Origin of the sequence: Pantoea sp. EKM21T, assembly GCF_011800405.1 — a bacterium.
Taxonomy (GTDB): Bacteria; Pseudomonadota; Gammaproteobacteria; order Enterobacterales; family Enterobacteriaceae; genus Pantoea; species Pantoea agglomerans.
Genome location: NZ_JAALFV010000003.1, coordinates 491,767 through 514,834, shown reverse-complemented (window position 1 = coordinate 514,834; position 23,068 = coordinate 491,767). Strand labels below are relative to the sequence as shown.

Sequence of the window (23,068 nt, the reverse complement as noted above, 5' to 3'; positions counted from 1 at the left end):
ATGAATATGAAAACACTGACAAGAAGACATTTTATGGCTTTTGCGGCAGGAGGAACGGTCGCGCTTGCGGCGGGTCAGGCCATGGCACATGACAACGGCGTAAAGACGTTTCCGGCAGGGAGCGGAGGACGAGATCCCGGACCACATGACCCTATTCGTGAGGCTGAAAGTCCGGACATCGTAAATCCGCCCGTTACCGACAGCGGAACGCTGCCAAACCTTCGCTTTTCTTTCAGTGATGCGCACGTACGCAAGGGAAGCGGTGGCTGGACGCGTCAGGTGACGCAGCGGGAGCTGGGCATATCTACGACGATTGCGGGTGTAGACATGCGCCTCAATGCCGGAGGTATTCGCGAACTGCACTGGCATAAAGAGGGGGAGTGGGCTTACATGACTTATGGCAACGCGCGGATTACCGCTTTTGACGCCAGCGGAGGATGGTTTGTTGATGATATCGCTGCAGGTGACCTATGGTATTTTCCGCCCGGTATTCCCCATTCGATTCAGGGTCTCGGTCCCGACGGCTGTGAATTTTTACTGGCTTTTGACGACGGAAATTTTGATGAGGATAGCACTTTTCTGCTGTCAGACTGGTTCAGGCATATTCCCCCGGAAATTCTCGCCAAAAACTTCAGGGTTCCGGTATCTTCATTTTCTCACCTGCCTTCACCTGATGATGAGTACATTTTTGCCGGCAACGTTCCGGGCAGCCTGGAATCAGACAGTATAAAAGGCGGGGTGAAGTCGAAAATCCGATTTACCCACAAGATGCTGGCTCAGGATCCGGTACGCGCGCCGGGAGGAACCGTCAGGATTACGGATTCATCCAATTTTCCGGTTTCAAAAACGATTGCTGCCGCACTGGTGGAAATTGAGCCAGGCGGACTGCGCGAGCTGCACTGGCATCCTAACAATGATGAATGGCAGTATTACCTTGAAGGAGAGGGACGGATGGGGGTCTTTGCATCATCCGGTCAGGCAAGGACTTTTGACTACCGCGCCGGCGATGTGGGATATGTTCCTTTTGCTATGGGACATTACATCGAAAACACCGGTAAGGGACCACTGCGTTTTCTAGAACTTTTTAAAAGTGATTACTATGCCGATATTTCGCTTAACCAGTGGCTCGCCAGTACACCAGCTGAACTTGTCCGGCAACACCTGCATCTGGATGAAGAGTTTATGAACATGCTTTCACTTAAAAAGAACCCGGTGGTGAAGTAACTGGTTCAGTCGTTACCTGATTAATAAGGATTGACGCTGACTTATTCCTGTTTAAATTAAAGTGTCCGCTTTTAGCATAAAGCGGACACGTATATCGGTAATGCAATTTCCCACCTGCCACTTAAAATGGTGCAATAGCATCATCATTGCTCTTACAGGGATGGGGAATTTGTTACTAAACTGAGACAGCAGGGCAGTTAAATCATCAGGAAGCATCTGCTATTAACAGGGGACATTTCCAGATTTTACCTGGTAGCCAGACATGAAAACGAAGTTTAGCTTATGTCTATCCAGCATCAACTATTCACTTTTTCCTGACAATACGTCGTTGAAGTCAGTAAAGGTTAATTGAGCCGATGCCCGGACTCTTGCAAAGAATGGTACTTTTTATTTTGCCAGCAGAAATAATCTGTTTTCAAAACCGAATATTTAATCTGGCTGTGGTTATGCCCTTTATTGTTGCTACGAATTGCGTTTAATGCGTTGAGTGCCGGCTCTGCCTCAGCACCTTTATTGGCGCTGGCCGTTGCGTGCCTGAAATAAGTAAAGCGTCGCTTTATTTCCAATGGCATTGCCTACTTAATAACTGGTATATAAGGAGATTTCCATGGCATTTTCAGGAACGGGCCGCGCCACGGTCATATCGCTGAAAAGCGGTCACCCATTGTCTCAGTCCACTGAAGGAAAATCACAATCTATTCTGAGCGAACCCGCTCTTATCACGCTGCAAAGCTCACCTTCTCAGATTTCTTCTTTTCAGAAACAGGGTGACGATCTCATTCTTAACCTGCACGAGAGCGATACGCTTCGCTATCAGAATTTCTTTACTGAGGTTGCAGGCCAGCAGAGTAAAATGCTTTTCCAGCAGGGAAGTTTATTTCAGGAGGCACAGTTCAGCACAGACGTTTCCGGCGATGCTCAGACTGTCACCACGCTGACACCTGTCTGGCAATCTCCAGCTTCTGCAACAACTCCAATGCCATTCCCTGCCAGTCCAGAGTCAGATCCCGCGTTATCAATCGTAGAGTCTACCCAAAGCCAGATTCTGATCCCGTCAGGCACGCCGTTAAACGGAGCAGCTGTCGCCCTGAGGGCGACGACCAGCGAAGCTGATTCAACCTTAACGCTTACGCCCCAGGTTGAGTCAGCAACAGCTTCAGATGCCCCCGCCACCTCCGACGCTATGAAGGCCAGCGCCATTCCATTACCGGCGCTGACTCTTGATCCGGTTACCGGCGACAATGCGGTCAGTTACCAGGAGGGGATATACGGCATTATCTTCACCGGCTCCGCCGCCCATCTCCCCTCCGGCACGCCGGTTGAACTGACCCTTGACGGCAGAACCTGGCAGGGCAGCGTCTACCAGGATCAGTGGCAGGTTCAGCTCTCTGACAGCGACGTGAAAACTATCAAGGATGGCAACTATACCATTCAGGTCAGTGCAACGGATCTGAATGGAAACAGTACCAGCCTCAGCCAGAATCTGCTGCTGATTACCCACTACAACAGCAGCAACCCAAAAGTCACCGTTAACGACATCACACTGGCGGATGCGGTCCAGCATGACGGTCAGACCTGGTACGTTATCAGCGGCACGCTTGAAGCGCCGCTGCCGCTTAAGACTTTTGCGGTGCAGGTTTCTGATACCTTCCACTGGAATTATGCCGTGGTAGAGGCAGATGGCAGCTGGCGCGCGGAAATCAGCGCGTCGGAGCTTTCCCAGGGCGGCAACTTCTTGTCGTTTGGCGTGCTGGATGGTGCCGGAAACTGGTTTGAGCAGAGTGGCAATGTCACAGCCGACCTTATTACGCCCGTTGAAGGCGGCAATGGGGTTCCGCCGGTTATCGATGACAATCCAACGGATGGTGGCAATACGCCACCCGCCGATGGTGGCACGCCGATTCCGCCTGTCAGCACGCCCCCTTCTTTAACCATTAACAGTTTTACTGGTGACGGCGTGTTAAGCGCTGAGGAGAAGCTCTCCCCACAGACGTTCAGCGGCACCACAGCGAACCTCGCCGCAGAGAGCACGCTGACCATAATGCTGAACGGTCAGACCTATACCACAACGCTGGCCGCTGACGGCAGCTGGAGTGTTACCCTGCCGTCTGCCGATCTGCAGGTGCTGCCGGAAGGGTCTAACCACATCAGCGTAACCTTTGAAAACAGCGTTGGCGGTACGACCACCGCAAACAAAGTCATTACCGTAGAGGCGTCAGCACCGCCATCAGACGCTATCCCGCCACAGCCGACTATAGACACGCCGTTTGTCGACGGGTTTATGAACGCACATGAACGCTTCGAGCCTGTTACGCTGAGCGGCTCCACTGGTGTGACCGGGGCGGGCCAGAAGATCGATCTGACCGTAGATGGTGTTCACTATGCGGGCGCTGTGGACAGTCTGGGCAACTGGCTTGTCTCACTCTCCACCGGGCAGCTGATGGAAGCAGATTTAGCCGAGGGGAGTCATTCCGTTACGCTGACCGCCACCGATCGCTGGGGCCAGTCCGGTATTACGGAGACGACGTTTATTACCGATACGCAGGATCCTCTTGTCACGATTAATACACTGGCAGGGGACGGGGTGATCGATAGTCATGAAATCAGCAGCCCGCTGGTGATCTCTGGCAGAGGCGAAGCCGGCAGCACGATTGAAGTTAATTTTGGGGCCTCCCACTGGAGCGGCATCGTCGATCAAAATGGCCAGTGGCAGTTCTCAGTTCCCGCGGAAACGCTGCAGGGAATGGAGGAAGGGAGCTACCGTGCTATTGCTGAAACAACCGACGAAGCGGGAAACAAAGGTTATGCCTCAGCAGGCGTGCAAATCTTCGCTACTGAGGCGTTGCCGCAGCTGACCCTTGATCCGATCACCGGCGACAATGCGGTCAGTTACCAGGAGGGGATATACGGCATTATCTTCACCGGCACTGCCGCCCATCTTCCCTCCGGCACGCCGGTTGAACTGACCCTTGACGGCAGAACCTGGCAGGGCAGTGTCTATCAGAATCAGTGGCAGGTTCAGCTCTCTGACAGCGACGTGAAAACTATCAAGGATGGCAACTATACCATTCAGGTCAGTGCAACGGATCTGAATGGAAACAGTACCAGCCTCAGCCAGAATCTGCTGCTGATTACCCACTACAACAGCAGCAACCCAAAAGTCACCGTTAACGACATCACGCTGGCGGATGCGGTCCAGCATGACGGTCAGACCTGGTACGTTATCAGCGGCACGCTTGAAGCGCCGCTGCCGCTTAAGACTTTTGCGGTGCAGGTTTCTGATACCTTCCACTGGAATTATGCCGTGGTAGAGGCAGATGGCAACTGGCGCGCGGAAATCAGCGCGTCGGAGCTTTCCCAGGGCGGCAACTTCCTGTCGTTTGGCGTGCTGGATGGCGCCGGAAACTGGTTTGAACAGAGTGGTTACGTCACAGCGGATCTGACTTCTCCGGTCAGTGATAACAGCGGCGATCCGTTGCCACCGGTCACCCCCGATAATCCCACCGATGGAAGCAATACTACGCCAGTGGTCGATATTCCAGGTCAGCCTGCACCTGAAATTGATACGCCATTTGGTGACGGCTGGCTGAACCGTGCGGAGAAAAAAGAGGGCTCGATGCTGACCGGCACAACGGGCGTCACCGGCAGCGGTCAGACGGTATCGGTGATTATTGGTGGTAAACATCACAATGCGGCAGTAAGCGACGACGGTCACTGGAGCCTGCCACTGGCGCCGGGGACGATGAAAACAGGTTTCGGCAAGGGGCAGCATGACATTGTCGTGACTGCTAGCGACGCGGCTGGCCATACGGCTACGATAACGACCAGCTATCAGGTGGATGTCTGCGCACCCAAAATCGCTTTTACTCACCTCACAGAGGGGCAGCAAATCAACCTTGCCTCCAGCCATGATCAGCATGTATCAGGTACGGGTGAAGCCGGTGATATTGTTACTGTCAGGCTTGGCGACCACCAGTGGCAAACCAGTGTGACCAGCAAAGGCACGTGGGCCGTGCAGCTTGAAACGCTGGACGCACTCACGCCTGAACCGGGCGAGCACAGGATTACCGCAACTATTCGTGATGCTGCCGGAAACGTTAACCACGTTTCGCAAAACGTCGAGCTTTATATGGCCGAGCCGCAGCCGAAGCTGAGTATTGCAACCGCAGCGCAGGACAACCTGATCAATGCCACAACTGTGAACAGCAGCAACACAGAAGATGGCAGCAATTCGGAAAGCCATAGTGCTATCACACTGGAGCACGCGTCTCTTCATCCTGATATGGCTGACAATCTCCATCTCTCTGGAACAGTAAACAGTGAAACGCTCTCGCTTTTATATTCAAATCTGCACACCAGCCTGAACGGTGCTGCCGATGACGATTCGTTTCAGCTGAATGGTGCGCATGAGGCGTTTGATTTTGCCACGCTTGGGCTGAGATCAGGCAACGCTGAGGTCATTAATCTGGGCGCTTTCAGCAGTAATAGCGTCAATCTGGGGCAAAAAGAGCCGTTGCCAATGAACGACAATGCGAGTGAGGCGCCGACGATAAAAGACGCGGACGGCAATGTGGTTACGCTAAGTAACATTGAAGGCGGCGTCTGGAGCGAGGATGGGCAGCGTATTAGTAACGGTCAGCAGTACGACCTGTATCACAATGCCTCTGCCAGCCATGAAGGTTCGCTGGCTGATATCCTGATGCAACATAATCTTCACTTACAACTGGCTTAAATCAGATGGCCGGGGCGGATTTTCTTCCCTGGCCATTTTCCGCAATTAAGATTGCCAGTGAAGCGCATACGAGTGCCCAGCGTAGCTATTCTCTAATGGCGTGCGAACCTACGCTGCCGGTATAGGGAAGACTGACGTCAGGCTAATTTCCGCTATGAGCGAAAAGCGGACATTATAGGCAGATAAAATTCTGCTTTCCCAATACATTGATAACTACCAGATATATTGAACGATGCAGTTCAGATCTTTAGGTAAATAATCAAAAGCATAACCTGTTGAGAATCGATACTACATCTCGGTATCACTTTCTTAAGATGTTGATAGATGGGCGCGTGTAAACAGGAGAAGGATGATGATTTCAAAGGAAAATGCAGAGCATTATTTCTGGGGCGACAATTGCGATGGTTGGTATCTGGTAAACCGTCAGGATATGCTGGTTATTCATGAGAAAATGCCTGCCGGCACTTCTGAAAAGCGACACTTTCACTCCGTTTCCAGACAATTTTTCTTTGTTCTCGATGGTGTTCTTTCAATGGAACTGGAGGGTAAGATGCATAATATTAAAGCCCTGCAGGGGCTAGAAATTCCACCGGGGTCAAAACATCAAGCCAGAAACGACACTGAGTTTCCTGTAGAGTTTATTGTAATTTCGCACCCAACGACGCGAGGAGATCGTTCTGACCTTCCTTCATCCTGCTGACGAATTATGAACACCGCAATGGCTTGTCTTAAGGTAAGGCCTGCGCGCCAGGTGTTAACTTAACTGAGTATTTGCAACGCCTGCTTCAGGCACAAACCTGACCTGCATTCCGGTAGGTCCGCTATGAGCGAAAAGCGGAACATTAAAAATAATGACATTGCTCAGACCCCATTTCCGCAGCTGACTAAAGTGAAAATAAAATGAACAAAAGCAGTCTTAAAGCGTTTTCCCTGTTACGTGTTCTGACGTTGACGTGTGTGCCCATGTTTTTACTGGGTTGCGCCAGTGCACTTTGCCCTTTTGGCACCACTGAAGGCACGGTACCGGACTTTAAAAATAGTTACTGGAGATCCACAGATAAAAAACCGGCTAAGACTAATGAACAAGTCCTGGAGGAATGCACCCATGCTGCCGATGCTGAGGAGCAACGGCTTTCGCAGATCTATCTGCAGATGTGTAAAACCGGACGTTTAACCGCAGAAAATCAACAATTTGCACAGAAATTACTCGGCAATCCACTCTATTCTGGCCTGGAACCAGTAAAAGCCGTCCCCCAGCATCAATCAGATGATTCAGTTGAAGCTCAGCTGAAATGGTCGATGTCTTATAGCGATAATCCTCAGGAGTTCAAAGAAAATTGTGGCTCTTACATTGAAAATAACGCAGCGGAACGGTCCAGCACCATGCTGGGTTTACAGGCGGGCCGTTACAAAGAGCAGGTTTTTAAACAGTGCATGGCAGAAAACCATATGGCGCTCATTGTTCCAAAAACTGAATTCAGTCAGTGCAAGTCGATAGGGTGGTAAGCAACCACAGGCCTGACCTCTATACCAGGCAAAATATAATGTGTCCGCTAAAACTCATCATCTATTTATGTCTGTAAACCGGGTTCATTAGCCGTGCCCAGCACACCGGGGTTTTTAAACCTGCGCCACCAGACAAGGAAGCATGGGAAGATGAGAAAATGATTACACTGAAGATTTACGCTCCGTACCCCAAAGAAACAGTGTTATGTGGGCAGATATAAAATTAAATGCGGGCTATGCTGCAGAATGCATGATCCCGGAAAAGCATTAATTATGTTGAATAGCGTTCATGCCAGGCGGCGCGCTTGCCGTTTACCTTCGGTCTGCACTATCTGATGTGATACCAGGATAGCGGTTAAAGGGAATAACACATGAAGTCAAACCATAGTATCTTTGTCAGGATAGGGTTAATTATTGGAGTGTTTCTGATTTTTATTTTCTTAAAATATATTTTCGATGCAAGTCGGCCAATGCAAAGCGATGTGCGTGGCAGGCCTGTCCTTAATGTCTGTAGCGAATCTGTTCATGGTAAATTTAACCAGAATGGTGAGAGAGATAACTTATTTCAGGTAAGTCAGCAATGTTCAAATGATATACGGCCTGTTTTCAGTAACTATGTATCCATTAAGAACAATATTTACTGGGTGAGTAAAATTAATTACGAACACTCTCCCTGCATTACTGGGACGGGCGATACTTCAGGTTTAATTTATAACATCACTTCCTGGGGTTGCTTAACAGCAAAGCCCATGCAGTTCAATAAAATAGAAAAGCGCGATCTTTATTTAGTGGCTAAATACTCCTCTACGTTTCGACCGGTTAATTACGTTAAGACTACCCGGCCATACTGGCAATCGGAACAATTAGCGAGCTACGCGCAAGATGAATCGTCTGTATATTTCCGGAGCGAGAAGATAAAAGAGGTTAACCCGGAAGATTTCCAGGTTATTTTTCCATTTGGAAAGGATGATAAATGGCGTATTTACAATGTCTTCAAAAGTAATGGCTCAACCTATGTCGGTGGCTATAATGTTAGTGATTTAGATCTGAGTAAATTTCATCTTCTTTCTGTTGTCTCCTGTCCGGAGCATGGGCTCACCAGATGCACGGGATATAGCAATCCAGATACCTTTTTTCGTGCGGGAAACTGGGGGCGCGGAGTGATTGGTCACATCGGGAATGATGTCATCTTTTTACAGCCTGAAGTGATCAGTCGCTTCTCAAATATGGCTTCACCAGACATGTTTATGTTTGCGTCATCCGAGCGTATTTATCTTTATAGTTACAGTAAATTTTACGAAGTGGTTGAAGGTGAGACAGGATTACAAAAGAAACTTGTCGAGATGGATAAACAGTATTTCGAGCAGAATCCATGATTATCTGGCAGGCAAAATGTGATCACGTGCTGCCACGTAAACATTATCTAATTAATATCCAGATGAGTCTGTAATTAAAACTGCTCACAGGGGGGCTGGAAAACATGGGGATTCCGACACCCTGGACTCACCTGTTTCCATATGTCTGGCTGAAAAATGATACCATTAGCTCTTTTCATTAACGGTCCTACTGCACCGATCCTGATTGATATAATACGCATTAATCCCAGTAAACCAGATAAGCAAGTGCGGCAGCTGAACAGAAGGCATAGGGGCTTAAAAGCAAAATATCCGAATAAGGCGTTTCACATATCCTGATAACAGGCCATGCCAGTACAACCAGCCACATGAAGAGCGCAGAGCACACGATAAAAAAGCTCCCCTTCAGGGCAGCGTCAGGATAAAATCGCTTTGAAATCATCGCTAATGGCATGCCGATTATCATTGAGCCCATCGTGGTGCCAATAATACTCACCATAACGATGAAAAAATAAGTAAAAATTAAACCCATTACGGGTGTACTGCTTTTTCCCAAGGAAAGATAGGTTAAAACCAGTAATGAACCCACGACACTACTAAATATTGCTGATATCACAGATATCCTAATCCAGTTGTCGTCAATAATGTTCGGCATAATTTTCTCTATGTCTGAGCAGCTATATTGATGCAGCTTACTCGCTTAAATTTTCGGCACGAGGCTTGATCGCAAAACAGGATGCCGGCGCAGCATCCTTTTGCCGACCTGTGACGGGCATCCGGCAATTAGGACATTAAGGCCGCCTGCCAGGTTTTTGGGGCAGGTCAGTGAGCGTCTCACATCCTTAAGGCTGAATCACCTTACCCTGCTCATCAAGCAGATCCGTCAGGAGTGCTGTGCCATCGCTTCCCACCCGAAATGCCCCGTAACGCGCCTGCGCGAATCTGTCGGCATGACCTTCCTGAAAGAAATAAGCGTTAGTACCGACGGTCAGCGAGCCATAATGTTGATGGTATTTTACCCGTAGCTGATTCGGCTGCAGAGGTTCACCCTGATCAAAACGGGCCTGAGTCGCATGACGCTGCGCATCGAGGTCAACAATCAGGGTTCCGCTGGTGGGCAGGCATGACGCTGACAGGGTCGCGCCACAGGACTCAGCCTGTTGATACAACGTCAGTTCCAGTGGGCGGGTGAGGGCATAATTCAGCGCCATGTAATCACCCTGCATCAGGGATCGCGGATCAACCGGGGCAAGAGGCAAAATCATGACCGCACCTTGCTTCAGCAACTGCTCTTTTTGCCAGATGCTGACATTGACGGCTATCAGCGCCAGCGCTATCACAGCGCCAGCCAGCCATCGGCTCTGTTTATGCATTCTCACGGGCACCTCCGATTTGTGCAGGTAATACTTTTTTGACTCCCCATGCCAGCCCCAGTAAAACCAGACCGCTGACCAGCAGCAGCAGGGATTTCTGCAGCAGAATTACCTCCAGGAAGTAATACCAGCCAATGACATACAGCACCATGAAACTGCCACTGACCACCAGCAACCCCAGACTTCCCTGATAACGTGCCATCAGAATTAACCACAATCCCAGCCCTATACCCGGTGCATAGAGGGCGGCAGCCCCGCAGATAAGTGCAGCGGGCAGCGTGATAATCGAAAACAGCGGCTGGTTGTGCCTTTTCTGACTGAGCGCACTCAGCACTAAGCCAGCCGCGATCCCTGGGCCAGTCGCAGACTGAATCGTGGAAAATTGCGATGCTGACCAGAGGAAATCCGTTAGATACGCCGCGTTTATACCGAGGAAACTCAGCAACATCAGACCACACGGGATGCCATACAGCAGAGGATGTACCGCGTCAGCATACGGCCCTGCCTGTAAACTCAACTGATGACTGACAGTCCACGTCCACAAAAATATGACCGCCGCCACCAGTACGGACACAACAAGGCGTGCAGCCATCGGAGACAGGCAGATCCGGGTCAGAGAGTAGCCCGCCAGCACCAGGAAAAAGGTCAGGGCAGTGATGGCCATAAACCGAAAAGTGCGGTCGGGCATAGCCATCGCCATTGCGGCCAGGATCGGCAAGGCAGTCAGTGAACTCAGCATAATAAAGCTGACGTCATTGCTCTGAATTTGCAGCAGAACACCGGTTATCAGCCCGCACGTTGCCGCAATCGCCCATGCCAGCCCGAGGTGATGTTTACCGTCACGCTGACTGCTTAACAGGCCACGTGCAATGGCGGCAAGCAGCAGCGAAGGAATAATAAGGGTGGCAGCATTCGGGTCTTCCAGCAGATCAGTGGCATAGAGCATCAGTATCATCAGTAACAGAATGATGATCGCTGCCACCCAGCCTCCGACGCTTAGCGCCAGCCTCAGATACCAGGGCAGGTCGGATGCGTGACCGCGTTGCTTAATTTCCTCAACCTGCGAGGCGCTCAGCAAACCGTGCTGACGCAAAGTGTCTGTCAGTAAGGTCAGCCTGGCCGGAGCCAGATCAATTGGCCCCTTTTCAACCAGTTTGCGTTGCCATTTCAGCAGAATTGAACCATTTACCGCCACCCAGAACGCCATCAGGATGCCGGTCAAAAACAGATCACCCGTATCGTAGGCTAAAAGAAATAACTGCATAATTAGCGCACAGCCAACAATGGTCAGGCTGGCGATGCCCAGCGTCAGCATGCATAGATCCGGATAGCGGTAACGGTACAGGTAATAACCTGCCAGCAGGGTGATCACCCAACCGCCCGTGATATAAGGAAGGTGGTCACCGCCGGCCCAGTCAGAGAGGTTCCCGGCCACAATGGCGGTCAGCTGAAGCAGTAAAAATCCCGCCATGACTCGCGAGAACCAGCGGCTTGCCAGCCAGCTCTCGGGCTGATGCGTTATCGCGCGCCACGCCAGCGCTTCCCTGACAATCAGGCAGGCTGCCAGCAATGCCAGATATCCGCAGAGCACAGCGGTCGGAAGCCTGGTTAAACTGTCAGACGCGGCGAGATCCAGCAGTGACGACGGCAGGGTGTTGTAATAGAGCTGGAATGCCAGGTTAGCGACCAGCCAGCTGCAAAACCACAGGCTGTTTTGCCGGGCAATCAGCGCCAGCGGCAGAAGAACGTATAACCAGGCCCGGAATAGCTCCCAGCTGTCAGCACCGGTCTGATAAATCTGTCCATACAGCGCAAAAAGGGCACCGAAGCTTAGCCCTGTCGCCAGTAATGCGTTGCGTGCCAGCGTGCTGTACCAGCGCCACCAGACAATCACCGCCAGCGCGACGATCAACAGCTCGGCCAGGGCAAATTTCGCCATTTTCGGCAGCCAGGCCCAGTTCCAGGCAATAAAGAACACCGCTCCGGCAACCAGTGATAGTAATCCCAGACAGGAAAGAACCGGGATAAGAAACTGACGCCACTGAGCATCTGACGGTCTGATTCCACAGAAAGCAAAGATACGCTGGCAGGTCTCCGGGGTCAGGTTTCCTCCTTTCAGCAGGCGTGCGATCTGGCGACAAAGATACTCTGCCGTCCGTGATGGCATCCCGGTGATGCCATCGGGTGCAAGCTCCCTCATTCTTTCCCTGCCTCTGTTAACGGTATGACTTTGATGATGAAGTTAACGGCTGTTCTTCCCTGCGATCAATCCGCGTGTCGGTCAGTGACGCTCTGCTGAGCGGCCGATAATTTTGCTGAACAAATGTAAACATCTTTTCCAGGATATAACAGCGTAAATTAAAGGCGAGGGGGGAACTCTGCGCAATCTGCCGCATTATTGTGATCAAGTAGTGTCGCGGCCGTATTTGTGCTGCGTGAACATGACATCCGCCCCCGACGAACGCGATCCCCGCAGGCAGGCTTTACTGCTGTACTCTCAGAGGTACCGCATCACCCGCATTGCTGAAAGGTAAGAAGCGTAAAGATTATCGGGTGACCGAGCAGGGGACGCTTACGGTTGATGATAAGTTGATTGCCAAGACTATTGGCCAGAAGCCTTTAAAGAAACCGCAGTCGGACAGCAAATTGTGGATTGTTAGCTGCCTGAACCGCTGAAATAAACGATTTCCTGAACCGAGGTTTCACCCCTTTATCGCAGGTGATGATGAGACACGGCGTAATACTTTTACCCTGGCCCGTCGCGCATTGATTCAAAGGGGTGAGTTCCTGAGTGGAAAAGCGCATACGCTACCGGACGCCGCGCCGTATTGGGCGAGCGTGCAGAAAACCGCCCATTCGCTGAATCGGATTGCGTCAGTTGCTATGCTGGCAGAGGTCCAAAGGCGCGGTATGAATCCACCAGTGAATCAAAAAGCGAGATATCTGAGCGACTTCTGGCGATAAGCTGGGCACCAGCAATGGCCGTGAAAATTGCACGTGCTCTGGATTCACTCTCACCTGAATCGCACACCTTCGCAGCCACCAGCAGTTTGTTCAGCCATGCAATGTTCACATCAGCAAACTTCTGTATTTCTGCATTCATTTCAGGAGGTAAGGTATCTTTTTCAGCGCCCATGAAACTGCCCAGGCAGAGACGATTTTCGGCCTCAAGTGATCTTCGGAAGATTTCAGGAAAGCGACGCAGCGCGTCAATGGGTGATGGGCTTTCTGATTCGATCATCTCGAGTGCGAGCGCACCGTCCTCCCAGTATCGTCTGGCAACGGCAATACCCAACTCGGCTTTGCCTGGAAAATAGTAGTAAATACTCGCCGCTTTGATACCCACATCCTGCGCGAGGTCGCGGAAATTCAAACCGTTATAGCCCTGAGATTGGGCAATTTTCCTGGCCGCCTGCAAAATGGCTTCCCTGGTGTTGACGCTCATCTTGATGCCTTTGGTATTGGGATGATCTCTTAAATAGAGAATGCTAATTTACAGCAAACGCTTACCGGGTGACAGGGTGATTGCCATGGAAAACAGTAAGTTCAATGCATCCAGGGTGCTCAGGCAGACGTCATTGCATCATGGTTTAGCAAGTAACATCGACAGCCGACGCTATCATAAGCACTCTGGTCACCGGGAAAGTCAGTAGATAACGAACCCGGCGTACCGGAGTTTACATCGAGTGGCGCTATTACCGGGCTGGCGAATCCAGCTCAGGAATGCCGCTGTTGCGATCGGCGTAGGCCGCCTGGAAGGCAGGACGTTTTGTCCAGCGCTGCCAGTAGGCATCTAAGAACTCAAAACGCTCGTCCAGTGGAGTGGCATTGACCGGGAATTTCGAGAAGGCGATCGCGGTTGCCAGAGTAATATCCGAGAAGGTCGGCGCATCGCCGCCGAGCAGCCATTCGCGGCCGTCTGACAGATGGCGATTAACCAGCGCGGCGTGAGCCAAAGCTTCTTTACGGCAGTGTTCACCCCAGGCCTCATTTTTGGTCAATTCCAGCTTGAAGCCGAGGCCGGTGTGCAACACGTGGAACGCTGTAACGATGCGGTACAGGATATGCACCCACACCCGGTTATCCCACATATTATCCAGCCCCTGTTCCAGTGCTGTTTCTCCCATAATCTTGCGGCCCGGATACTCCTGATCAAGATAGCGAACGATGGCAGCCGTTTCAGAAATATAACTCCCGTCAGCGAGTTCAAGGGTAGGCGTTTCGCCCCACGGATTCATATTTAAATGTCGCCAGCCACGCTGCTCTCCTCCAGGGGACATGTCATAGATGGTCTCGGCAAACTGGTCAGCGATGCCCTTTTCATGCATGAAAAGCCGCAGGCGCTGTGGATTAGGAAAGGCAGAAGGTGATGTAAAAAGCTGAAGTTTAGCAGTCATGGTCGATCCTACAGGTTGATGGTTGGGATATCTAACTAACGTTAGGTAGACAAACATTAGCGGGCAAATCAACACCCGTCAACCCCGGTCTAACACTTGTTAGTTTAATTTTTTGGTGACCTTCATGCTTGATACGTTATTTCAGCGGAGGCATAGCTGAAGGAGGGGGAAAATGACGCCGGAAGGTTGAAAAATGCAAATGAGTGGAGAGGCTCGATTCAAACGGGTTTTCAGGTGAGTTGCATTTTTGCAATTAATGTCGACTGGTTGCCATTCGGGCTGCTGGCCAACAGGAAGAGCCGGCTGATAGTCCGGAAGCGCAAGGGCCACGGGGTGAGTTAGTAGCGGTTAGATCAACCCATGAAGCCGACTGGTGTCGGCATCATCACTGGTCACAAAAATGAGCGGCCGCTGTGAGCGAAAAGCGGACGTGGGGATTTCAAATACCTTAAAACTGCATGTAAAAAGTAACAGGATCGGAAAAAGACTGTTTCATACAGCAAGCATTCTGTATTGACTCACTTAACTCTGATTTCTTTCATGTTCGATAAGCCACTCTTTACGCGATATGGCTCCACCATATCCGGTCATTTGGCTATTTTTACCGATAATTCTGTGGCACGGAATCACAATCGCAATCCGGTTGGCACCATTCGCAGCGGCAACTGCTCGTACAGCGCCAGTTTTATTCAGTCGCAGCGAAATATCCTGATAGTGTGAGGTCTCCCCATAAGGAACAGTACGTAGTGCATCCCAGACGGACTTTTGAAAATTACTGCCCGGGGCGTCCAGTAAGAGATCAAAGTGACGACGTGTTCCGGCAAAATATTCGCTGATTTCTTTTACTGTCTGCCGGGTATGACTGTTTTCTCCTGTGACAATCCTGGCGTTAAGTAAACTCTGAATGTCGCGAAATTCAGTTTCTAACATCCGGCGATCGGTAAACTCCAGCAGGCAGACTCCCTGCTCTGTGGCACATACAAACATAGGTCCCAGCGCAGTAGTAAACCGGTGAATGACTATTACCTGAGTGGTTCGAGTCGGAGCTGCGCCAGTTAGCCGCTTGTAGATGTAACCAAAGCCGCTCAGGGATTCGTAGCCATTGTCCAGCGCGACGTCAGTTGCTGCACGTCCGCTTTTCAGCTCCTGAAGGGCAATATTGACCCGCTGCATTCGCTGGAAGGCCTGAAAAGTGATGCCGTGATGTTGCAGGAACCATCGCCGCACTCGCTCCGGGCTGATTCCATGCTGACGAAGATCCGCGTCGGATACACGGGATTTAATATCGTGCCTGACAAGCGCAAGCGCCTGTTCGACAAATAATGGCGCGCTGTGCGCGTTTTCAGCAGGTCTGCAGACTTTACAGGGGCGAAAGCCGGCCGCCAGGGCAGATTTGGCATCTTTATAAAACTCTACATTTTCACGTTTGGGCTTTCGCGCCCGGCATATCGAAATGCAGAATACGCCAGTCGTTCTGACGCCAGCAAAAAACACACCCGTATATTCTGAAGCGCGTTCAAGTAATGCCTGATACCAGACGTCACAAAGATTCTTATCGATAACCTTCATTAACAAAAAGTCCTTCAAATGTCTGATGCAACCGGATCGCATGCATTAAATCAGTCAGCTTTGACTGAATGGCCGAATGAACAAAATTACCCATAGAAATGCGGCTTACCCCGGCCAGTTTCAGTCTATCGAACAAGGGAAGATCGGGCATACACATGACATTCAGAGGCAGATCAATAGCATTTGCAATAAGGCTGATATCTTTCTCTGAGGTCAGACAGGGAACAAACAGGCCGTCAGCACCTGCAGCTCTATAATATTGACCCCGTAATAATGTCTCCTCTAACGCTCTTTCATGCCCGAGCAGGTAAGCATCAGTCCGTACGTTCAGAAACAGGTTATAACCATCACTTCTCAGCGCATCGCATACTGCTCTCAGATTACGCGAAAATTCAGACACATCATCAAGCTGTCGAACCCGATTAATGACTCTGCTGTCTTCAAGGTTAACGCCTGATACACCTATCTGAGCAAGGCGCTTGAGATTGACTATTATCTCTTCGGCTGAATCACCATATCCTGCTTCCATATCAACACTTAATGGCAGGCTGCTAACTGCCCGGATACGAGTGACAATAAAAAATAATTCATCAAACGGCATGCCCTGGCCGTCTTCATATCCCAATGTGGCCGCTATTGCTGCGCTGGACGTTCCCAGAGCCTGATAGCCAGCTTTTTGCGCTGCGACAGTACTGACGACATCCCAGACGTTAGCGATAAGAAGGGGCTCATACTGGTTGTGGAGTTCTGCGAAGTTCATATCCATATCCTCTCAATTAGATTGAAAATGAATCTAAGCATTCAGCAAAAACGGCACAACCGAAAATCAGACGACCATTTTTTTAGCAAAATTTTATCGGGTCAGTCTGATATGCAGAGTGATACGGTCGTAGTGTTTCAGGGTCTGCCTCTGGCAAAAAGCGAACATTCCTAACCGCCGGATATAAGTATCAACGGGGAGCAAAGCAGATAGGTTTGTATGGTCATTTTGAGAAAAGGTCTTGTCAGAATTAATTTCTGATACTGACTGGCGTGGTTTTTCACATTATTGATTGTCAAACCCCTTACGATATCAGAACTCTTCGACTGCCCCGCGTAATGTCTCATCTTCTTTAGATAAAATTAAGCATTGCTTTCTCATAAATCTACTAATGATAATTTGCTATAAGCCAGATTGTTTCGTTGTTAGACAGGGTGCGGTGCGGCTTTTATCTTTCGTCATGATTTGTAAATTCCACACAAACATTTGATGAGGGAGCCGTTTTGTCCATCCTACTGAAAAGCATAAAAACAAAACCCACGCGTTTTACTCTGGCGCTTAAAATCGCGTTACTCAGCAGTATGGTGGCTTTCTCTTCAGCCTCTTTCGCCGATTTACCCTTAAAAGAGGGCATTACACCAGCCACCGATGCCAGCCAGATTCCGGCAGTGGCTAAGCTGCGTAAAGACACGGTGGTGGCTGGTATCTCTGAACCGCAGGGTATTTTTAACCCTTATTTCTTTGTTAACGGCTGGGACGAAAACGTCACCAACGTGATTTTCTCACGTCTGATTGACTGGGATAGCCACGGCAAGCTGGTGCCAGGCCTGGCCGAGAGCTGGAGCGTTAGTCAGGATAACAATGTCTACACCATTAAGCTGCGCCCACACCTGACTTTCAGCGACGGCTCGCCCCTCACCGCCGAAGATGTGGCGTTTACCCTGACCGTGCTGCATGACCCGAAATATGATGGCGATACTGACATCACCCTCGCCAACATTGTGGGCGGCGCGGAGTATAAAGCCGGAAAAGCTGATAGCGTCAGTGGCCTGAAAGTGATCGACCCGCTGACATTACAGGTCACCACCGGGCAGCCTGGCGCGACAACGCTGGCGAAAATTGGCGGGCCGGTGTTGTCGAAAGCGTATTATGGGAAAGGGTATCAGCGCGGCAATCTCGACTATCTGCGCATGTTGCACGGTAAACCGCTGGGCAACGGACCGTATGTCTATGACAAATATATTCCGGGCCAGGAGATTCGTTTCCACGCCAATACCCATTTTTACCGTGGCACACCACCGACGCCGCGCTTTATCTACCGCGTAACCAACCCGTCCACTAACTTCCAGTTGTTCCAGACCGGCGAAACCGATTACGACTCGTTTACTTCTCGCCCTGATGATATCGAACAACTGAAAATGCTGGGCTTCGCCAATATCAACCTGTTTGGCTCCAGTGACTACAGCAAAGTGGAATTCAACGTACGTCGCCCGGCGTTGCAGGACGTGAAAGTGCGACAGGCGCTGATTTATGGTCTCGACCGCCAGAAGTTGATTGATGTGGTTTATCAGGGCTATGGAAAAGTGGCAATTGAACCTATTGCCCCGATTTCATGGGCGTATAACACAGATGGCGTGAATCCATACAAATTTGACCCGGCACAGGCGAAGAAACTTCTTGATGAAGCGGGCTGGAAACCGGGGCCTGATGGCATCCGCGTGAAGGACGGTAAACGTCTGGAGTTGACGCTGCTGGTGAGCAAGAAAGTGCTGAATGATGCGCTGATCCCAATCGCCAAAGAGAACTGGCAGCAGATTGGCGTGCTGTTGAAGCCGCAGGTGGTGGATTTCAACGCCCTCATGGCACAGCGTAAAGCCGGTAACTATGACCTGGCCTCTTTCAGCACCAGCACACTCAACGATCCACATGATGGCGTGTGGGATTACTACAGCACGGAGGCGAAAGAGTCCGGCTATAACAATCCGCAGGTTGATAAGCTGATCAACGAAGGTAATGCGGTGCTGGATGTGGAAAAACGCAAACCGATTTATCACCAGCTGTATAAAGTGCTGGCGGACGATCCGCCGGTGATTCTGCTGGGTAACCGCGAGATTTTGTCGGCCAGTAGTGCCCGCGTCACCGGCTTTAAACCGGATATCTACAACGGGCTGACCGGTAGCCTGCCGGATGTGAAAATCATTAAATAACAGTAACAACTGCCGGGTCTCCCGGCAGTTGTCATGAGAAAGCTATGCGAAATTTTATCCTCAGGCGACTGCTGCAAACCCTGCCAATGCTGCTGCTCGCATCACTGATTATTTTTATGCTTTTCGCGAAAACGCCAGGCGACTTTATCGACGGTAACATTACCCTCACCGCTGCCCGCGCCGCCGAACTGAAAGCTATTTATGGACTCGATCAACCGATCCTTACCCGCTATCTGCATTGGCTCGGCCAGTTGCTGCGCGGCGATTTGGGGTTCTCGCTGCAATACCAAATTCCGGTGAGTCAGCTACTTAACCAGTACATCTGGAACTCTTTCCTGCTGGCAAGCGTTGCGCTGGTGTTTTACTGGAGCATCGGGCTTGCGGTGGGCATTGCCTCGGCGCTGAAACCCAATTCGCTGTTCGATCATCTGGTGAGCGTGTCGGTGTTTGCTGCCATGTCTTTCCCAACCTTCTTTCTCTGCCTGTTGCTTATTAAGTGGTTCGCAGTCGATCTGCACTGGTTGCCAGTGGGCGGCATGACCAACACCGGCAGCGACGATAACGGCTGGGTGTGGGTGATGCAGGTTGCGGCGCATCTGGTGTTACCGGTCATGGCGCTGGTGATGTTGCAGGCGGGCAGCCTGACGCGCTATTTCCGTGCCAGCATGCTTGACGTAGTCAAGATGGATTTTATCCGCACCGCGCGTGCTAAAGGGTTGCGCGGACGTACAGTGATCCTTAAACACGCGCTGCGCAATGCGTTGCTGCCAATCATCACCCTGTTAGGTTTTGAGCTGCCGGGGTTGTTTTCCGGCGCGATCATCACCGAAAAGGTGTTTAACTGGCCGGGCGCAGGGCATATTCATATTGATTCTCTGGCCGCCCGCGATTATCCGGTGCTGATGGGGTTCACCCTGTTTCTTGCGGTATTAACCATTGTGGGCAACCTGATTGCCGATATATTGTACGCGTGGGCCGACCCGCGCATTCGCGTGAGGTCGTGATGTTCGGTTCCCTTTTCTCTACGAATCGCCGCTTACGCAAGGCGGTAATTCCGGCGATGGCGCAGGCCACACCTTCTCCGTGGCACCAGGCGTGGAAAGCGCTGCGCCACAATCATCTGTCGATGCTGTGCCTGGTTCTGCTGGTAATCATGACCATCTGGTGCGTGCTGGGCCCGGTGTGGTCGCCGTGGAAAGATGACGCCACCGATGCGCTGATGATCAACAAACCGCCTGGCGCAGAACACTGGCTGGGCACCGATTTTCTTGGCCGCGATATTTATACCCGCCTGCTGCTTGCCGGTCGTATCTCGCTGATTATTGGCCTGATGACCATGCTACTTTCGGTGGCTCTGGGCTACCTGCTGGGTGCGGTATCCGGCTATGCCGGCGGCTGGACGGACAAACTGATTATGCGCATGGCGGATCTGGTGATGACGATCCCCAGCCTGCCGCTGCTGATTGTTGCCGGAGCGATGTTGTCTGAGCTGGATTTTTCGTCTGATTCGCGCATCTACATGGTAGTAGTGATGCTTAGCTTGCTGGAGTGGCCGAAGCTGGCGCGGCTGGTGCGCGGGCAAATCCTGTCACTGCGCGAACGCGATTTTATGCTGGCGACGCAGGTCCTGGGCCTCTCTTCGCGCCGCCGCCTGTTCGGTCATCTGTTGCCGAACACCATACCCATTCTGGTGGTGATGGCGACCATGGCGGTGGCCAACGCCATCCTGATGGAATCCGCGCTTAGCTACCTCGGCCTTGGCGTCGTACCGCCAACGCCCTCATGGGGCAATATGATGGACGCGGCCAACAGCCTGATCGACTTTCAGCGTCGCCCATGGCTGTGGATGCCGCCGGGCATTGCCATTTTTCTGACCGTCATCGCCATTAATGTGCTGGGCGATGGCCTGCGCGATGCGCTGGATCCGAAGATGAAACGGAGCCTGAAATGAGCGAGCCGCTAATTACCTTTAATAACTTATCCATCTCCTTCGCCAGCGAGCAGGGGCGTGTGCGCGCTGTACAGGATGTCTCCTTTACCATTCAGGCAGGGCAAACCATTGGCGTTGTTGGTGAATCTGGCTGCGGCAAAAGCGTTACCGCCATGTCGCTGATGGGACTGTTACCGCCGCAGGTTGCGCGTATCGACGGCGGAGAAATCCGCTTTGAGGGCACCGATCTGCTTGCTCTGAAGCCGTCGAAAATGGCCGATCTGCGTGGTAATCAATTAGCGATGATCTTTCAGGAGCCGATGACAGCGCTCAATCCGGTGCTGACCATTGGCGAGCAGCTTTGTGAACCGCTGATACGCCATCGCGGCGAAACACCAAAAGCGGCCTGGACGCACGCCACGCAAATGATCAACGATGTCGGACTCGGGCGTGCGGAGAGTCTGATGGGTTGCTATCCGCATCAGCTTTCCGGCGGCATGTTGCAGCGCATCATGATTGCCATGGCGTTAAGCTGCCAGCCGAAGCTGCTGATTGCCGACGAGCCAACCACGGCGCTGGATGTCACCGTGCAGGCGCAAATCCTGCGCTTACTGCGCGACCAGGCGCGGGCGCAGCAGATGGCGCTGATGCTGATCACTCACGATTTGGGGGTTATCGCGCAGATGGCGGAACATGTCGTGGTGATGTACGCCGGGCGCATCGTTGAGCAAGGCCCGACTGCCGATGTGCTACACAACCCACTGCACCCTTATACCAAAGGGCTTATCGCATCGCGCCCTGTTCCGGGCGAGCGCCGACGCCGCCTCTACTCCATTCCCGGACAGGTGCCTGACCTGGCCGAACTGCCGCCGTACTGCGCGTTCTATGATCGCTGCGAACGCAGAACCGCGCAGTGCCACGCGGTCATTCCGCCGCTGATCGGGCATACGCGGCAAGCCGCATGTATTCACAGTGAGTTAGCGGAGCCGATCGCATGAGCCAGCAATATGTTATTGAAGTGGACGAGTTGAAAAAGCATTTCTCGCTACGCGACGGGCTTTTTGGTCAGGAAACAGGACAGCTACGCGCTGTGGACGGCGTCAGTTTTAACATTCGACCTGGCACTATTTTTGGCCTGGTGGGCGAATCCGGTAGCGGTAAAACCACCGTAGGACGCACGCTGCTGGGGCTTTATGACAAAACGGCAGGTAGCGTGAAGTATCGTGGTCAGGAGTTGCAGGATCTGACGCCGAAACAGATGCGCGCGCTGCGCCCGAAAATCCAGTTGGTATTTCAGGATCCTTACAGCTCGCTGAATCCACGCATTCGAATAGGTGATGCAATTGGGGAAGCAATGCTGGAACACACGCTGTGCAGCAAAGAAGAACTGCGCGACAAAGTGCTGGAGGTAATGAAAATCTGTGGACTGGCGCCGCAGCATTACAATCGCTTTCCCCATGAGTTTTCCGGCGGCCAGCGCCAGCGTATCGGCATCGCCAGAGCGCTGATTCTCAACCCGGATTTTATTATTGCCGACGAACCCATCTCGGCGCTGGATGTCTCTATTCAGGCGCAAATCATTAACCTGTTTTCCGATTTGCGTGATGACCATGGCGTCACCTTCCTGTTCATCTCTCACGATCTCGGTGTCGTGGAGCATTTGTGTGATGACGTGGCAGTTATGTATCTGGGGAAACTGGTGGAAACTGCCAGCCGCGATGCGCTGTTCAGCCAGCCGCTTCACCCCTACACCCAGGCGCTGCTAGCGGCGGTGCCAACGCTTGCCCCTGGAAGCTTATCCGTGCCGGTGGTGCAGGGGGAAATTCCGGATCCTTCGCGCCCGCCCTCTGGCTGTCGCTTCTCTTCTCGCTGCCCGCAGGCAACAGTACGCTGCCGCACAGAAATTCCGGAACTTCGCGAAATGCGCCCCGGCCATCAGGTGGCGTGCCACTGGGTGCAGCTGACGTAATAAAAAAGAGAGGATTCATCCTCCCTGGTTGATGGAGTCTGACGTT

At 51.7% G+C, this 23,068-nt stretch carries 18 protein-coding genes; 11 read left to right on the top strand and 7 right to left on the bottom strand.

What is annotated here, in order from left to right; genetic code table 11:
- Positions 1-6: 6 nt before the first annotated feature.
- From HFD87_RS08745 to HFD87_RS08725, 5 genes are all read left to right on the top strand, one after another.
- Complete coding sequence (locus HFD87_RS08745; protein WP_089414685.1) at positions 7-1,224, top strand: cupin domain-containing protein; 1,218 nt, start codon at positions 7-9, stop codon at positions 1,222-1,224.
- A gap of 607 nt (positions 1,225-1,831) precedes the next feature.
- A complete protein-coding gene (locus HFD87_RS08740; protein WP_167423245.1) occupies positions 1,832-5,956 on the top strand; it encodes a BapA prefix-like domain-containing protein in 4,125 nt (1,374 codons plus the stop codon).
- Between the two features lie 352 nt (positions 5,957-6,308).
- Complete coding sequence (locus HFD87_RS08735) at positions 6,309-6,656, top strand: cupin domain-containing protein (protein WP_033761129.1); 348 nt, start codon at positions 6,309-6,311, stop codon at positions 6,654-6,656.
- Positions 6,657-6,856: 200 nt separating this feature from the next.
- Positions 6,857-7,462, top strand: coding sequence for a hypothetical protein (locus HFD87_RS08730; protein ID WP_124890465.1), 606 nt, complete (start codon positions 6,857-6,859; stop codon positions 7,460-7,462).
- Between the two features lie 371 nt (positions 7,463-7,833).
- Positions 7,834-8,838: a DKNYY domain-containing protein gene (locus HFD87_RS08725; RefSeq protein ID WP_167423244.1), complete on the top strand. Its 1,005-nt coding sequence runs from the start codon at positions 7,834-7,836 to the stop codon at positions 8,836-8,838.
- Between the two features lie 220 nt (positions 8,839-9,058).
- Here HFD87_RS08725 and HFD87_RS08720 read toward each other — a convergent pair whose 3' ends face one another.
- The 3 genes from HFD87_RS08720 to HFD87_RS08710 all read right to left on the bottom strand — a co-directional run bounded on the left by HFD87_RS08720 (position 9,059) and on the right by HFD87_RS08710 (position 12,390).
- Positions 9,059-9,472, bottom strand: coding sequence for a hypothetical protein (locus HFD87_RS08720; protein ID WP_060678909.1), 414 nt, complete (start codon positions 9,470-9,472; stop codon positions 9,059-9,061).
- A gap of 187 nt (positions 9,473-9,659) precedes the next feature.
- Positions 9,660-10,190, bottom strand: a complete 531-nt coding sequence (locus HFD87_RS08715; RefSeq protein ID WP_060678911.1) for a GDYXXLXY domain-containing protein — start codon at positions 10,188-10,190, stop codon at positions 9,660-9,662.
- Positions 10,183-12,390 (bottom strand): DUF4401 domain-containing protein, encoded by a 2,208-nt coding sequence (locus HFD87_RS08710; RefSeq protein WP_167423243.1) that lies wholly within the window; start codon positions 12,388-12,390, stop codon positions 10,183-10,185. The genes HFD87_RS08715 and HFD87_RS08710 overlap by 8 nt, the downstream gene beginning before the upstream one ends.
- A gap of 241 nt (positions 12,391-12,631) precedes the next feature.
- Between HFD87_RS08710 and HFD87_RS08705 the strand changes: the two genes are divergently transcribed.
- On the top strand, positions 12,632-12,724 hold the full coding sequence (locus tag HFD87_RS08705) for a hypothetical protein (protein WP_371742424.1): 93 nt from the start codon (positions 12,632-12,634) through the stop codon (positions 12,722-12,724).
- Positions 12,725-13,071: 347 nt separating this feature from the next.
- Here the strand turns inward: HFD87_RS08705 and HFD87_RS08700 are convergent, their stop codons facing one another.
- From HFD87_RS08700 to HFD87_RS08685, 4 genes are all read right to left on the bottom strand, one after another.
- Positions 13,072-13,635 (bottom strand): TetR/AcrR family transcriptional regulator, encoded by a 564-nt coding sequence (locus HFD87_RS08700; protein ID WP_033786788.1) that lies wholly within the window; start codon positions 13,633-13,635, stop codon positions 13,072-13,074.
- 250 nt (positions 13,636-13,885) lie between these two features.
- On the bottom strand, positions 13,886-14,587 hold the full coding sequence (locus HFD87_RS08695) for a glutathione S-transferase family protein (protein ID WP_010670628.1): 702 nt from the start codon (positions 14,585-14,587) through the stop codon (positions 13,886-13,888).
- A 522-nt stretch (positions 14,588-15,109) separates the two neighbouring features.
- Positions 15,110-16,156 (bottom strand): bifunctional transcriptional activator/DNA repair enzyme AdaA, encoded by a 1,047-nt coding sequence (locus HFD87_RS08690; RefSeq protein ID WP_163852227.1) that lies wholly within the window; start codon positions 16,154-16,156, stop codon positions 15,110-15,112.
- Positions 16,140-16,916 carry an isocitrate lyase/phosphoenolpyruvate mutase family protein gene (locus HFD87_RS08685; protein ID WP_033768691.1) on the bottom strand — a complete coding sequence of 259 codons (777 nt, stop codon included), beginning with the start codon at positions 16,914-16,916 and terminating at the stop codon, positions 16,140-16,142. The genes HFD87_RS08690 and HFD87_RS08685 overlap by 17 nt, the downstream gene beginning before the upstream one ends.
- Positions 16,917-17,497: 581 nt before the next feature.
- Between HFD87_RS08685 and HFD87_RS08680 the strand changes: the two genes are divergently transcribed.
- The 5 genes from HFD87_RS08680 to HFD87_RS08660 are packed head-to-tail and all read left to right on the top strand — an operon-like array spanning position 17,498 to position 23,022.
- The gene (locus HFD87_RS08680) at positions 17,498-19,123 is read left to right on the top strand and encodes an ABC transporter substrate-binding protein (RefSeq protein WP_371742425.1); all 1,626 of its coding nucleotides are present in this window, start codon (positions 17,498-17,500) and stop codon (positions 19,121-19,123) included.
- Between the two features lie 44 nt (positions 19,124-19,167).
- Positions 19,168-20,127 (top strand): ABC transporter permease, encoded by a 960-nt coding sequence (locus HFD87_RS08675; RefSeq protein WP_167423242.1) that lies wholly within the window; start codon positions 19,168-19,170, stop codon positions 20,125-20,127.
- Positions 20,127-21,074, top strand: a complete 948-nt coding sequence (opp4C, locus tag HFD87_RS08670) for an oligopeptide ABC transporter permease (RefSeq protein WP_033780026.1) — start codon at positions 20,127-20,129, stop codon at positions 21,072-21,074. Before HFD87_RS08675 ends, opp4C begins: the two co-directional genes overlap by 1 nt.
- Positions 21,071-22,051 (top strand): ABC transporter ATP-binding protein, encoded by a 981-nt coding sequence (locus tag HFD87_RS08665; protein ID WP_157353320.1) that lies wholly within the window; start codon positions 21,071-21,073, stop codon positions 22,049-22,051. The genes opp4C and HFD87_RS08665 overlap by 4 nt, the downstream gene beginning before the upstream one ends.
- Entirely contained in the window at positions 22,048-23,022 is a 975-nt protein-coding gene (locus tag HFD87_RS08660) for an ABC transporter ATP-binding protein (RefSeq protein ID WP_033773706.1), read from the top strand. Before HFD87_RS08665 ends, HFD87_RS08660 begins: the two co-directional genes overlap by 4 nt.
- The last annotated feature ends 46 nt before the right edge of the window (positions 23,023-23,068 follow it).

Coding starts and splice junctions, on each gene's coding strand:
- HFD87_RS08665 (WP_157353320.1), top strand. CDS start 21,071: ATGAGCGAGCCGCTAATTACCTTTAATAACTTATCCATCTCCTTCGCC.
- HFD87_RS08725 (WP_167423244.1), top strand. CDS start 7,834: ATGAAGTCAAACCATAGTATCTTTGTCAGGATAGGGTTAATTATTGGA.
- HFD87_RS08730 (WP_124890465.1), top strand. CDS start 6,857: ATGAACAAAAGCAGTCTTAAAGCGTTTTCCCTGTTACGTGTTCTGACG.
- HFD87_RS08735 (WP_033761129.1), top strand. CDS start 6,309: ATGATTTCAAAGGAAAATGCAGAGCATTATTTCTGGGGCGACAATTGC.
- opp4C (WP_033780026.1), top strand. CDS start 20,127: ATGTTCGGTTCCCTTTTCTCTACGAATCGCCGCTTACGCAAGGCGGTA.
- HFD87_RS08740 (WP_167423245.1), top strand. CDS start 1,832: ATGGCATTTTCAGGAACGGGCCGCGCCACGGTCATATCGCTGAAAAGC.
- HFD87_RS08675 (WP_167423242.1), top strand. CDS start 19,168: ATGCGAAATTTTATCCTCAGGCGACTGCTGCAAACCCTGCCAATGCTG.
- HFD87_RS08720 (WP_060678909.1), bottom strand. CDS start 9,472: ATGCCGAACATTATTGACGACAACTGGATTAGGATATCTGTGATATCA.
- HFD87_RS08745 (WP_089414685.1), top strand. CDS start 7: ATGAAAACACTGACAAGAAGACATTTTATGGCTTTTGCGGCAGGAGGA.
- HFD87_RS08690 (WP_163852227.1), bottom strand. CDS start 16,156: ATGAAGGTTATCGATAAGAATCTTTGTGACGTCTGGTATCAGGCATTA.
- HFD87_RS08700 (WP_033786788.1), bottom strand. CDS start 13,635: ATGAGCGTCAACACCAGGGAAGCCATTTTGCAGGCGGCCAGGAAAATT.
- HFD87_RS08715 (WP_060678911.1), bottom strand. CDS start 10,190: ATGCATAAACAGAGCCGATGGCTGGCTGGCGCTGTGATAGCGCTGGCG.
- HFD87_RS08685 (WP_033768691.1), bottom strand. CDS start 16,916: ATGAACTTCGCAGAACTCCACAACCAGTATGAGCCCCTTCTTATCGCT.
- HFD87_RS08695 (WP_010670628.1), bottom strand. CDS start 14,587: ATGACTGCTAAACTTCAGCTTTTTACATCACCTTCTGCCTTTCCTAAT.
- HFD87_RS08705 (WP_371742424.1), top strand. CDS start 12,632: ATGACATCCGCCCCCGACGAACGCGATCCCCGCAGGCAGGCTTTACTG.
- HFD87_RS08660 (WP_033773706.1), top strand. CDS start 22,048: ATGAGCCAGCAATATGTTATTGAAGTGGACGAGTTGAAAAAGCATTTC.
- HFD87_RS08680 (WP_371742425.1), top strand. CDS start 17,498: ATGGTGGCTTTCTCTTCAGCCTCTTTCGCCGATTTACCCTTAAAAGAG.
- HFD87_RS08710 (WP_167423243.1), bottom strand. CDS start 12,390: ATGAGGGAGCTTGCACCCGATGGCATCACCGGGATGCCATCACGGACG.